Origin of the sequence: Nitrososphaera viennensis EN76 (assembly GCF_000698785.1) — an archaeon.
Classification (GTDB): domain Archaea; phylum Thermoproteota; class Nitrososphaeria; order Nitrososphaerales; family Nitrososphaeraceae; genus Nitrososphaera; species Nitrososphaera viennensis.
On the sequence record NZ_CP007536.1, the window covers coordinates 740,916 to 753,348 of the forward strand.

The following is a 12,433-nucleotide window of genomic DNA, read 5'->3' on the forward strand; positions in this document are numbered from 1 at the left end:
TGTCGCGCTTTCAGATAGGAGATAGTCAAGCCCGGTGAGTTTACCTGAACTTCCTGACCCAATAGGCCGTTTCGTCGATGCGGTCAACCGAGGCGACACAGGGTCTTTTCTTGACTTTTTTCCTAGCGATGGCGTGGTGGATGACTCTGGGCGGCGCTTCGTTGGTCATGAAGCCATCCGGCGCTGGAGCGACCGGGAGTTCATCGGTGCAAAAGGGCGCATGACTGTTACAAGTGTCGAGCAAACGAAGAAGAACATAGTCAGCGTCGCGGCTGATTGGGCAAGCAACTACTTTACGGGTCCCAGCCGCTTTGTTTTTGTGCTCAAAGGCAAAAAAATTCAAGAGATCCGCATCATGAGCGTGTGACCATCATGAATTACACTGTCGTTCTTCTGCCTTGTCGCGAGCCCGTGAATTCACCGAGTTTCGCAAGAGGTTTGAATAGAACCATACAGTCTGCCAGTTATTCTTTATTCTAATATATCTCTGCTGCGCCGGCGGCGACGCTAGCAAAATAATCATTATGACGGGAATGTTGAAAGCAAAACAGGGTTCGGACCCACAGAGGATGCGAGCACCAAATTAGAGAAGCAGAAGTCATCTTGGCAGCTGCAAAAGAAGAAGCCCTATTATTCCGATTGTGCAAAAAGACTGCAACAATATGGATTTTGCTCCTCAAAGAATTGCTGACGACATCTTGCCAGCAGAAAAAATCGCGTTCATAGCGTACAACATCGGTGTGTACGAGTCGGTCCAGAAATTCGGCAGCCTCATAACATCTGGCAAGATAACTGGAGCTACCGATGCAGACAAGGTGGCGGAGCTGCTGGCCGAAACCAGGGCTTTTTACGATTCAGAGATGATATCACAGCTCATAAATTCAATGATAAGGGCGCGTGAGTTGGCAGAGGGCGAAAAAACCCCAAATACTATTGGAAGCGTCACCGCAGCCAACGTAGAGTACGTCATGAAGCAATTAAAGGCGGCCGGAGTGTCATTAGGAAGATGACAACACAACATATTGAAGATATATCTTTGTTGTCAAGCGCTCGGAAACCAAGAAAATGCTCTGAAAATTGGACTCCATAGTTTGAAGTCACAAAAAAATAAGACTTTTGGTTTTTGAAACTAACTCCTCTACTGAACTATTTTGTAAAATTCAATTTTGTCGCAAGCCGAATCCTAATGTGATAAATATCATCAGGTGGAGTCTAGCTGCATGAGCAAAGGCGCAAGCGAAGGCGGGATCGGGACAGAGGAAGCCAAGGATCTAGAACTAGACGAGGAGCCAAGGCCAGTAAGGAAGGCGGGCAACGCTCCAGTTCCAGAGGCTGAAGATGCTGACCAGAAGAAGAAGCGGAAAGGCACGAGAAAAGTAGGCTAGTAGACCAGACTCTTTTGAAGATAAGCACGCACACACACATACATACATGCGTGCTAATTAATTAGGTCATTTTGCCAAGTTAGTAGGTGATATGGAACCAAGTAGCAGCAATATGCCGGTTGCCAGCCCCCTGTCATACGTGCCAAGGATGATGTTTTTTACAAAGGGAAAGGGCGTGCACAAGGACAACCTTACGAGTTTTGAGCTGGCGCTGAGAGACGCAGGCATTGCCGACCTCAACCTGGTCTCTGTCTCCAGCATAAAGCCGCCGCATTGCAAGATTGTCGGCACAAAAGAAGGCAGGATCCATCTTCGCCCCGGCCAGGTGGCATTTGCAGTCATGGCCCGCTCTGCCACGAACGAGCCAAACAGGCTGATTGCCGCATCAGTCGGGCTTGCGATGCCCGCCGACGACAGCCAGTACGGGTACCTCTCGGAGCACCACTCGACAGGCGAAACTGCGCAAAAGGCCGGAGACTATGCGGAGGACATGGCCATGGAGATGCTTGCCACCACGCTTGGGTTGCCCAACGACCCGAGCCTTGCATGGAACCAGAAGGAGGAGCAGTGGAAGCTTTCAGGCAAGATCTACAGGACGCAGAATTTCACGCAATCTGCGGAGGGCAACAAAGACGGCCTATGGACTACGGTAGTAAGTGCTGCCATACTGATCCTGTAGGTACATGCGCGCGTCCATAAGAGAAATAATGCGAGTTGTAGGATTCATGCATGTGTTTTTACTAGTAAGAGAGTTCAAATTTGATTGGACCCATCTTAATGAGTGGGCATATACAAGACTCCTCGGATTTGTGATTTTACGTTGATTGATGAAGAAGAATTTTCACCATATTTAGCGTATTGGCACCAATTATTAGAGATAGATCGTGTTGCTTATATCGAACATACTTAGTATTTGCTATAATAACGCTTGACCGCTGTTCCCAAAGAACTCATCTATGTTGTAATCAGTAGTGGACTCCTTGTGGTTGTGGGGACCGCAATGTGGGAGTTAATTCGATTGCCTGATGTTGGCATGGGGACAAAGGATTCAACTCTTGATGGCAATACACTCAACTCGACATTTTATATGAAGAACAACGGCCTGCTTACAGTGCACAATGTCCGCGTTACCCTCAATTCAAATGTCGAATTACTAGATATTCAAGAGGGATTCCACACAGAAAAATTTGACATCGTTGCCAATGGTGAAAGGTCGATAATAATCGACGCACCTAGGCTTTCTACTCAAACCGAAATCGATTTGCGGATTTCAATGAATATAACAGGAAGCAAGAACATAACGTTGAAGGGATTTGCGTCATACGATGAGAAAAGCAACATTGTCGAGCTAGAATACAACCGATCTAATCAAGAGTTTGCTCCAAGTATTTTCACCTTTCTAACCTTCATCATCACCATCCTTTTCATAATACTGGTTGTAGTAATAGTATCTCTAGTTGTCATCACCATCTATGTCATAAGACGGAAACGACGATTTGACAGATTGCGCACGGCATTAGACAGCATATCAGAACTTGGAAATTCTTTTAACAAAACAAAAGAGAAATTTGTTGAAGTTATAGAACAGGAAATATCAAGAGCAAATGCCCAACTTTCCAAAGACATTACAAATAAGACTATACTTTCAACGGATATCTGGGATAAGGCATCACAGAAATGGAAAAAGACATTCTTTGAAGATAATGATTATGAAATAGTAAATAGATTCTATACAGAGACAAGAAGAAGAAACGTAAAGGTTGAAACTGCGCCTGATAAGTTGACTGAAGACGAATTGCGAGTACTAAATCAGGAGTGTTATTATTTATCCCGATTGGCTCTGAATGATGTGCGTTGGCCTCTAAAAAAACAGGGCGAACCCAACAAAAACCAATTTCGGATAAATCAACTTAGATAACCTAACAAATCCCGATGTTGGATTGTGATTATTTGTTAATCTTCCTGAAGACCTTTTGATATACTCTAATTGTTTTCCCCGCTGAAAGTTTCTTTTGTTGATACCATAGCCCGGATTTGCTGATGCCTAGTCTCTTCCTCTCATCTGGAGTTATTGAAAGTATACGCTGGGAAATCTCCAAATTATCATTCCTCTTGATCACCATGCGGGCACATCAAAATCAATCCGCTTACTCTTGCCAATAACAAAATAGGCAATCTCTCGCACGTTATTCTAAAGAATAGTTTGGTAAGTGGCATTTCTATTTTGAAGTAGGACTTTGCATTCATGTTCAACTTTACCTTTTCAATCAAAACATTAGCCGTCCGTTCTTTGAGCCGGACATGGTAGTTCTGTCACGACGAAATCCGATTTCTTTAACCTCTTCTTTTCTTCCAGCAGCTGTATAACTAACAGGTCAGCAGCCTACCGGAACAACTCTTGCAAGTCATATTATACTAACGACTCTTTGCTTTCATCAAGTTCATCCAAGAAACCGATTGCAGGGCCTGACCTGATAGCATATACGCTTGCGCAAGCCTCTGCGCTATAAAAGAACTAACAGCAAGATCTACAACTACGCTTGTATTTGTAGTCCACTGGAAACGCGCACGCACATATACATGTAAATAAGGTGCGGGGGGTGCGATATAAGGATTGAGTTCGGTGCGGTGGATCTGCTTTCCCGAAATTATTGACCCAACCCGATGATTCTATGGTCGAACTGGACATAATAAGAAGAAAAGACTGAAATCGTCAGTGAATGGGAATGACGTTTTCATCACCCGTGACATCTTCAGGTTGCAGAATGTCAACGAATCACGGGCCGAGATAGATAGCTTTATTTTGGCGCGCTATAGGTCAATCGCCACGAGTTCAAATCCCTCTGGGCCCGCTACTCTTTAGTATCGGAACCCTGCTTTTTGACCCGTTAGCCATGCTCCTAACATAGGAGTTTCAAAATATAAACATGCTTGTAAAAAGCTGTGTTAGGAGCCACCTTTGTATTGGTCAAAAACATTATACGTCCCTTTCTAAGGCACCGGACAGCAATGTTTTCGCGCATGGCGTCGCCTTCCTGCTTGGCATCGGCGTAGTAATGGGCCGCGAACATCTCCCTTCGTTCAAAAAAGCCGCGATACCGAATATCGGAACGGATCCAAAATGAACGAGCCAAAACCTGCAAAGCAAGACTAGGAAAAGACTAAATCATTGTCAGAATTTCCTTCGTCTGTGGCACAAGGCGTCCTTATCGATAATGATATTCTTGGTTGGGCTAATAGTCATGAAGATGAGCTCATAAGGATTTACGGCAAGATCGTAAAAGTTGGATCCCCAGATATTCCGCGGAGGCAACCAGACCACCTGCTTGCTGCATACTGCAAAGACCGTGATTTCGATATGCTAACTCGCGACAATAAGGCTTACACGTATTATTTTACCGCCGGCATCAAGACAGTGCAACTATCAAGATATGATTGGGATAAGAAAGGAGACAAGCCAGTCTACCTAATCAAAATTATAGATTAGCCGTCAGGCTTCAGCTAATTATTTGATTTTCATCAGGAACTTTCCTCGCAGCCAATTCTGTATGTTCCACATTAAGCTGGCAGTTGACAGAACAGTGCCGGTCCTTTCTAAGACGCTATAAAATGTCGACTCTGCCGGTATGTATTGTTGTACCAGCATAGATACGAAGTAAAGCGATACTACTGAAATCGTGACGATTGTCGCATATCTGGCCAGCATGTGCGGGCGCGACCGCTTTCCTCGTGTCCCAGAGCTGCGACGTCTTCTGTTCGGCACTGCAAGTCCATTCCACTCGTCAGCTTAAAAGAGCTGTTCAAAAAAACAGTTTTATTCAGGCGACTATATAAAAAATATCTAATAGGAACCGGACTACTATCAATAAAATAACTTTTTTGTACTTCCCGCCTTTGCCAAAAAGTTTTTTTAGACAAGGTTTATCTATAAAATATCTTTATCATGGGTCGATGTCTGCTTTGAGTTTGTATGACGACGAGGATGCGCGGGAGCAGAGAACGAGGAAACCCCGAAAAGAGGTGCTAGATGATGCAGCGGACGCCTTTGCGGCTGTCTTCGGCCAGTCTGCAAAGACCCGGATATCAATCCTGCGCGTGTTGCGGCGGAGCATTAACCCACTGAGATACAAAGACCTGTTGAATAGCGTGCGGTCCGAACTCGGCGGGGGCGAAATGCTGAGCGAACAGAATTTTAACTATCACATCAAGGACCTCAAGAAGTTTGGAGTTGTCGATCAGGACATTACCAGCAAATATATTATCACTACCTTGGGTGCCCTTCTACTTTCTGCGTATGAGCAGGTTAGAAGTCGGACAGGTGGAGATAGCGTCAAGGACAAGCCAGGCTTCGTAGGCGAGCTGAACGTTATTATGCAATCATCGCAGTTTGATGCGGCCGCTCTTGGAGAGGAGCTCATAAGGCAGCAGCTCTTTATGCCAGTCCCTTCGGCTGACGGGTCGGTCGCCCTTAAGTGGAGAGACGATGACGAAAGCATCGACTCAGAAATAGAGTTGCATCAAGACGGAACAATATATGTCAAAGTCATTGTTTACGAAAAGCTGGCGCAGATCGCAGGCTATCAGAGCGAAGATCTTGACAAGGCCAGCCCGTGGTATGACACGGTAATTTCGCTCGCCAAAGCAATGTACTACTATGTGAGCCGGGCCGCTAGAAGACTTTGGCCTGACGTTCATGACGAGATAACCATCGAGGACTCTTACCCAATAAACCGGTTCCTGCCGACAGCAAAGCGCAGTGTTGAGGAGAGTGAGTAGTCATGGAAAGACAACTCTCCAGCTACCAGATCAACCTCTTCAGGTACGAAGGTAAGCCGTTCGAGTCAGGCGTGACCTTGGCGGTCTACAAACCGAAAAACGAGGTCCCAGAAGACAAGCTCTTCCTAGTAGGCCAGGCTACAAAAGCAGTACAGGACAATGCAGGCGAAGGTGCTGTTGCATTCCAGTACGGAACCACTGTTTACTGCTTGTCCAAGATGCCAAGCAACCTGAAGGATTCGATACCTGTCGCTGACAGCTACAGTAAGGAGATCAACATTTGGTACAGAAACCAAGACCATGTCGCTCACCCAAGCAACCAAAGTGACCGAGAACTGCTCAGGCGGCTCGTGGCGAAAGCGATCAGCAACCAGCACATACAGAACAAATGGTTTGTCGAGCAGTACAAGATGGTATATCATTGGTCATTCAGGCTGTCTGAACAGCTATCGCATGGGAAGTTCGAAGTTTACCACGGGTTCGTATTCAGACCTTACATCTACGAGGATGGAACATGCGCCGTCCTCCTCGACCCAAAATTCAAGTTCGTGCTCAAAGAGACGTTGAGGGATTACATTGCAAGCCTGGAACAGCAGGGCAAGACGAGAGAGGAAATCGAATACATCTTGCGCGGAGAGCAGGTAATAGACCACTGTCCAGTCATCGACTGCATGCACCGTAATAACCCTGAAAGCGATTGCAGGCTAAAGGGTTCTGGCAAGAGGAGGCTGCTTACCGGGCTTGACTTTACACGTAAACCCACGGCGTCGGGTCATGGCGACTTGCTGCAATATCATAGAAACGTAGTATGTAAGAACAATGGAAAAATTGCGGACATGATGCAGGACTCTGCACCAATTGCGATGATCCAGTTCCCTAATACACCAAGACCGTACGACTACCCGCTGGAAAGGCTCAGGCGCGAAGTCAGGATGCACGACCTTGATAAAATCGGAAGGATAAAGGTCATGGAATACATGCGGCCGTCGATGGTCAGCCGCTGGAATATGACAAAATCGTTCATCCAGTATGTCGACAACGTACCTCTGGCCAACCTTACATTAAGAATATCAAGAGATTTTTCCCAAGCAGGCGAAAGGGGATTCCCGTGGGAGAACTTTGAAATGTTGCCCGATGTTCCCCTGGCGTTTGCAAAAGGAAAAGAAGACACCGACCCCATGAGAGGGCTCGAAGAGAACGGTCCTTTTGACCTGAATGATGAAAGGATAACAAACGTCGAATTCACGATCTATTGTTTTTCAAGAAGGGTGACGCTAGAGCAGATCGAAGAGTTCTACAACGATTTGACAAACGGCTTCCAGGGCAGACCCCTGTTCAAAGGTTTCCACAGCCTCTTCAACGTCAGGGCGCCGAAATTCGACAAGTCGATGGTCAAGTACAAAATAGAACTGCCACCGCCGCCCCAAAAAGCAGGGTCAAAAAAATTCGCCTTGGTGATCGTGCCTGCGATATCATTCAAGAAGGCGAAGGAGTACATGCCATTGAAACAACTATTCGTCAAGAATGGCATTCCAAGCCAGTTCGTGTTGTCGCAGAATATTGCGCCCGACCTGACTCCGTCGAAATACGTCGGCATCTTGAAGAACCTGGCATTAGAGATTTACGCAAAGATAGGCGGAACCGCATGGGCCTTGAGCAGGCCGACAGGAGACGGCAAATGCTTCATCGGAGTCGACTCCATTACGCGGAAAAAGGTCACATACTTTTCTGTGCAGGTGTTCAACGGACGCGGCGTATGGATCTGTGGCTGGACTAGGTCTGTCCCCGCTGAGCAATATGGCAAATCTTTACAGGACACTCTCACAAACGCCATCAGAATATTTGCAAAGACCCAAGGTGCAATAAAAGAGGTCGTTGCGCATAAGGAAGGCAATGTGTGGAGCTCGGAGACAGATGCAATAAAGAGTGCGACAGCCCATCACAAGACTAGAGTGGTATCGATAATCAAGACAGGAATAATGCGCGTCTATGACAAATCGAAACAGGACAACATAACAAACCGCGGGCTCTTCGTAGAATTAGACAAGAATGAGGCCCTGCTAGTCACCAGCGGACCACCACATCCAATACAAGGTTCGCAGAAGGCTCTGACTGTCAGAGTCGCTTCAGGCTTGGATGGAACGACACTTAAGGACATATGCAACGATGTTTTCCTTCTCTCGACAAGCTACGGAGGATACATTCTGGCTGCAACTTCGAAACCCGTCACTACGTACTATGCAAATAAAGCAACCAGCATATCTGCCCAAAATGGGCTTGAAGTGTCTGATGATCTTTGGAGAAGCACCTGGTTCATTTAGCCCTATGCGAATTTGCCGAAAAGCTAACACCCTTAGGAGTGAAAGAATAAGGCAAGTAGTTGTAGAGTATCAGGCAAAATGGCACTCCTATGTGCTGTGTTTGGGCTTGTTGAAGTACTTGAAGCCATCTCATAAATGGCTCGCTACCAAAAACCGAGTAGTGGGGAACCAAAATCCAAGGAAAAACGGTCTTCAGTTCAGCTATTGCCTTATTTTTGACTGTTGAGATGACTTCTAGGTACTCGTAGCTAACCAGTCGGCATTCCTACTTCCTTGTAAGGTACAGGTCTATCAGCCGGAATATCGTGATTACACCTGCAAAGATCTGTTGCTTCTACCGTGGCTTTTTTCTATAAAAATCTAGAATGGTTTTATAGAAACGTCATTCTGTATAGGAGTATGGCGGATGTTTATGACCGGCTTTTCGAAAATCTGTCAAAAGATATACCCAACGATGATACCATTGCGCTACTAAAGGAACTGCTCGGAGTCTATCGCAGCGAGGGTGTCGACGGAGTCACCCAGAGCCTGAAAGAACGTCTCGAGAAGCTCAAAGGAGATTGACTGGCAGAGAAATGGCAGTAGTCATAAGATCCGCCAAGATTGACAGTTTCAGAGGAGTAAACACTGAACGCACCGTCACGTTTTCACAGGGCGTCACGCTTATCCATGGCCTCAACGGCATGGGCAAGACCACGGTTTTACAGGCAATCGAGTGGTGTCTGACTGGCGAGATCCCAAGTTTTGAAGGGCCAGACTTTAAGGAAGAGGATGCCATCGTAAATTGCTTCACGGACAAGAAATCCGCGTCTGTTATCCTTACGCTAGAAGATACCACTTCCAACAGAATCATGACGGTGGAGCGCCGACGCAGGCGGTCCAAGAGCTCAAGCACAACCAAGACCAATACCTCGCTCAAGGTAGGGATTGACGGCAAAGAGTATGAAAATGATCGTGCGGTGGAAATTCTTTCGCAGTTGCTCGGTGTGGGTCTGGAAGACCTTGCAAAGAACACGTACATCCGGCAGGATGCCATTGACCAATTACTCCATGAAAAGCCGGAGGAGAGGTCCCGGGCCCTCGACACGATCCTCGGCACCGACAAGATTCGGGGGTTCCTGGATGCCATCAACGTAAGCACTTCGAGGACCAGAAATTCACTCAAAGAAAAGATAGAGGGGATCGAGATAGGCAGGGTTCAGATTGCAACAGCGCTGCAGGAAGAGGCCGAGGAGACAAAGAACCGGCTGCTGGCTGGGGGGATGCACAAAGAAGACCTTAACTTGCAGCAGGCCGTCAAATCTGCGGGCTCCCTCTTTGATAAGATAACCAGTCTGGCCACTGCAGTTGGCGCCAGACCGCCTGCAAAGGCGGCTATACCCGCTGACCCTTCCGAGCTCTACGAGAGCCTCGAGAAGTATGCAAAGGATGCCGATGAAATAGACCGCGCAAGACAGGAAGTTCACTCACAAAAGTCTAACCAGATAGCCAAAATCTCAGCACCGATGAGCTCTCTGCAAGGACTCCGGGAAGGGCTGCAACAGTACAGTGGCAAGGACGTGTCATCACTACGCGGCAGTCTGGTTCAGAAGGAGAATGAGCTGCGCGGAATTGCCGAAGAGCGGACAGCAATATCCCGAGAAATTGCGCGCCTTGGCAGTAATTCCCGAGCCATCGACAATGCGCTCAGGGACTATGAAAATGCTAGGCTACAGCTCGACCAAGTCGCTGGAGGGCAAGATGTTCAGGCGCTGAAGAAGGAGGAAGCGGAACTTCAGGCACAGCACAGTTCCAACCTTGCTCAGCAGAATGAGGCTCGTATCACGGCAGAATCACTTGGTAAGACATTTGAAGAACTGGACAGGCTCGTAACTTCCTACCGGTCAGGTGTTGAGCAGATATCGTCGCTTGGATTCGACTCTGCGGATGGCAGAGGCACGCAACAGATAGAGTCACTGCAGGCATCCATAGATGAAATGAAGTCCAAGTCAAAGGAGGCCGGCGAGAAGCAGGTCAGGCTTGCAGGTCTGGTCTCGGAGCTTCGAACAAGCAGTTCTACCATCGCATCTGTTCGGCGCACCGCAGAAGAGCTTGAGGCAAAGATATCCGCGTCGATCCAAAAGTTTGGCGATACTGAGGCAAGAACAAAACTCCAGGAGCAAAAGTCATCCAGCCTTCGGGAAATAAAACAATCGCTTGATTCCTTTAACACATACGATAGCCTCGTCGGGAAGGCAATGGAGTATATCCGTACGGTCCGGCCTCTAAACTGCCCTCTCTGCGAGAGGCCTTCAGAACCGGACCATCTTCTGGCATTACTAAACTCAAAGGTGAAAGGTGATATTGCCAAGAAGATTCAAGACCTCTCTGCAAAGGCCACGCAAGAAAGCGAATACCTTGACGAGCTGGCAAAAGATACAGACGCGCTTTTGGGATATAGAAGGGACCTGGAAGTGCAAAAGACAAGGATTGCTGTCGAACTTTCCCGGCTATCGACCTTGTTAGGGGTTACAGTTAATGCCGACTTTGATTTTGAAGGAAAAATAAAAGAGCTATTGAAAGAGGCAGATTCTGCCCGGAGCCTTGCAATGGAGTTAGGGGGCCAGGTGCAAAAGTCAGAGATCAGGCTTGCAGAATTCAAACGTCTGCTGCAAAATAGGCAGGGCGCAGAGGAGAAGATACATGCGCTGCTGCGGTCCCGCGGCATCAATCTCGGCACCGGCAGCCTTGATGCAGAGTGCTCCACAATCTTGGAGGGCATAGCCAAGGAAAGGCAGCAGGCCAATAGAGACCTTGACCAATTGCTGTCGGGCGCAAACGAGGTCTTTGCAAAGCTGACAACAGTAAAATCAAAGGTCGCAGAAATTGGAAGGGCATCAACACGTGTCAAGTCTGCAGGAGAGATACTCGCAGGGCTGCTCGCTGCAGACGCATCAACTTCTGGCGAGGTCCTCGCGGGGATGGCAAAGGAGGCCATTGAACTTGACAGTAAAGAGATCGAAACGCTGACAGCAAAGGACAGGAATCTGGAAGAAAGCAAGACCACCAAGACCAGCGAAGCGGACCAGATAAGAAGTGACCTTGGCAACATGGCCAAACTGATTGAGTCAAAGACACGTGCAGAGCGAGACCTGCAGTCTCTGCTCAAATCCAGCGAAGTGGACGAGCGGCTACTTCAGAAGGCTGATGAAGAACTTCAGGCGCTAAAGGCTATCGCAGAAAAATATTCCTCAAGCGGCCAGTATGCCCGCGAGATCTCGGAGGTCAAGAATGGGTATAAAGAATTGCTTGCAGGTCCGGTCATTTTCTTGGTGCAGGAAAAGAAGGCAGAAGAGGCCATAGAAAAGGAAAACGCCCTCTCAAGGAAGAAGGAAGCACTTGAGGCAAATATGAGGGCGGTTGAAGCGCTCGAAGGTTCACTGCAGGCTATAAGGGAGGCTGCAAACGCGTACCTGCAGAACGAAGTACAGAACGTCATACGCAGCCACGGCGAGCAGATTGATGCCATCTACAACAGAATCGTAAGACACCCTGCGTTCCAGCACATCGAAGTCGAAGTGGATACGAATGGACCCACAACATATTCTATCAAGGTCAAAGATTCCAGTGGCGGGATAACGACATCGGCGCCGGTACGCTTCAGCACGGCCCAGCTTAACAGTTTTGCCATATCAATCATGGTGGCAAACAGCATGAAAGCGGGGCTACCCTTTGCAGTCCTTATGATGGACGACCCAACACAGAGTATGGACAGGCCGCACAAGGAATACCTCGCGGAGTTAATATCTGACCTCATGGAGGACAAGCAGATGATAATCGTTACATCAGACATCGAGTTCAAATCACTTGTACAAGAAAGATGCAAAGGAAACCTTCAGGACATCGAGCTCAGGGGCTGGTCAGAGGATGGGCCGGAAATAGTTGCCCGCACTATTTGAGGCTGCATTCAGG

The 12,433-nt window shown here is 47.6% G+C and carries 11 protein-coding genes; 10 read left to right on the forward strand and 1 reads right to left on the reverse strand.

Annotated features, from left to right (window positions below; translation table 11 throughout):
- Positions 1 to 34: 34 nt before the first annotated feature.
- The 5 genes from NVIE_RS04380 to NVIE_RS04400 all read left to right on the forward strand — a co-directional run bounded on the left by NVIE_RS04380 (position 35) and on the right by NVIE_RS04400 (position 3,303).
- Positions 35 to 367: a nuclear transport factor 2 family protein gene (locus tag NVIE_RS04380; RefSeq protein ID WP_075054198.1), complete on the forward strand. Its 333-nt coding sequence runs from the start codon at positions 35 to 37 to the stop codon at positions 365 to 367.
- A gap of 295 nt (positions 368 to 662) precedes the next feature.
- The gene (locus NVIE_RS04385) at positions 663 to 1,010 is read left to right on the forward strand and encodes a hypothetical protein (protein WP_075054199.1); all 348 of its coding nucleotides are present in this window, start codon (positions 663 to 665) and stop codon (positions 1,008 to 1,010) included.
- 210 nt (positions 1,011 to 1,220) lie between these two features.
- Complete coding sequence (locus NVIE_RS15265; protein ID WP_158435086.1) at positions 1,221 to 1,385, forward strand: hypothetical protein; 165 nt, start codon at positions 1,221 to 1,223, stop codon at positions 1,383 to 1,385.
- Between the two features lie 130 nt (positions 1,386 to 1,515).
- Complete coding sequence (locus NVIE_RS04395; RefSeq protein ID WP_075055990.1) at positions 1,516 to 2,064, forward strand: pyruvoyl-dependent arginine decarboxylase; 549 nt, start codon at positions 1,516 to 1,518, stop codon at positions 2,062 to 2,064.
- Positions 2,065 to 2,313: 249 nt separating this feature from the next.
- Positions 2,314 to 3,303, forward strand: a complete 990-nt coding sequence (locus NVIE_RS04400) for a hypothetical protein (protein WP_075054201.1) — start codon at positions 2,314 to 2,316, stop codon at positions 3,301 to 3,303.
- A gap of 28 nt (positions 3,304 to 3,331) precedes the next feature.
- Here NVIE_RS04400 and NVIE_RS15270 read toward each other — a convergent pair whose 3' ends face one another.
- Positions 3,332 to 3,508, reverse strand: a complete 177-nt coding sequence (locus NVIE_RS15270; protein WP_158435087.1) for a hypothetical protein — start codon at positions 3,506 to 3,508, stop codon at positions 3,332 to 3,334.
- Positions 3,509 to 4,575: 1,067 nt separating this feature from the next.
- On the opposite strand from NVIE_RS15270, the gene NVIE_RS04410 reads away from it, so the two are divergent.
- From NVIE_RS04410 to NVIE_RS04435, 5 genes are all read left to right on the forward strand, one after another.
- On the forward strand, positions 4,576 to 4,872 hold the full coding sequence (locus NVIE_RS04410) for a hypothetical protein (protein ID WP_144239488.1): 297 nt from the start codon (positions 4,576 to 4,578) through the stop codon (positions 4,870 to 4,872).
- A 479-nt stretch (positions 4,873 to 5,351) separates the two neighbouring features.
- Positions 5,352 to 6,161, forward strand: coding sequence for a hypothetical protein (locus NVIE_RS04420; protein ID WP_144239489.1), 810 nt, complete (start codon positions 5,352 to 5,354; stop codon positions 6,159 to 6,161).
- A gap of 2 nt (positions 6,162 to 6,163) precedes the next feature.
- Complete coding sequence (locus NVIE_RS04425) at positions 6,164 to 8,482, forward strand: Piwi domain-containing protein (RefSeq protein WP_075054206.1); 2,319 nt, start codon at positions 6,164 to 6,166, stop codon at positions 8,480 to 8,482.
- A 399-nt stretch (positions 8,483 to 8,881) separates the two neighbouring features.
- Complete coding sequence (locus tag NVIE_RS15275; RefSeq protein WP_158435088.1) at positions 8,882 to 9,046, forward strand: hypothetical protein; 165 nt, start codon at positions 8,882 to 8,884, stop codon at positions 9,044 to 9,046.
- Positions 9,047 to 9,057: 11 nt separating this feature from the next.
- A complete protein-coding gene (locus NVIE_RS04435; protein WP_374213658.1) occupies positions 9,058 to 12,420 on the forward strand; it encodes an AAA family ATPase in 3,363 nt (1,120 codons plus the stop codon).
- Positions 12,421 to 12,433 lie beyond the last annotated feature (13 nt).

Excerpts from the sequence above, each read along its gene's own strand:
- NVIE_RS04385 (WP_075054199.1), top strand. The coding sequence starts at position 663 with ATGGATTTTGCTCCTCAAAGAATTGCTGACGACATCTTGCCAGCAGAA.
- NVIE_RS15265 (WP_158435086.1), top strand. The coding sequence starts at position 1,221 with ATGAGCAAAGGCGCAAGCGAAGGCGGGATCGGGACAGAGGAAGCCAAG.
- NVIE_RS15270 (WP_158435087.1), bottom strand. The coding sequence starts at position 3,508 with ATGGTGATCAAGAGGAATGATAATTTGGAGATTTCCCAGCGTATACTT.
- NVIE_RS04425 (WP_075054206.1), top strand. The coding sequence starts at position 6,164 with ATGGAAAGACAACTCTCCAGCTACCAGATCAACCTCTTCAGGTACGAA.
- NVIE_RS15275 (WP_158435088.1), top strand. The coding sequence starts at position 8,882 with ATGGCGGATGTTTATGACCGGCTTTTCGAAAATCTGTCAAAAGATATA.
- NVIE_RS04435 (WP_374213658.1), top strand. The coding sequence starts at position 9,058 with ATGGCAGTAGTCATAAGATCCGCCAAGATTGACAGTTTCAGAGGAGTA.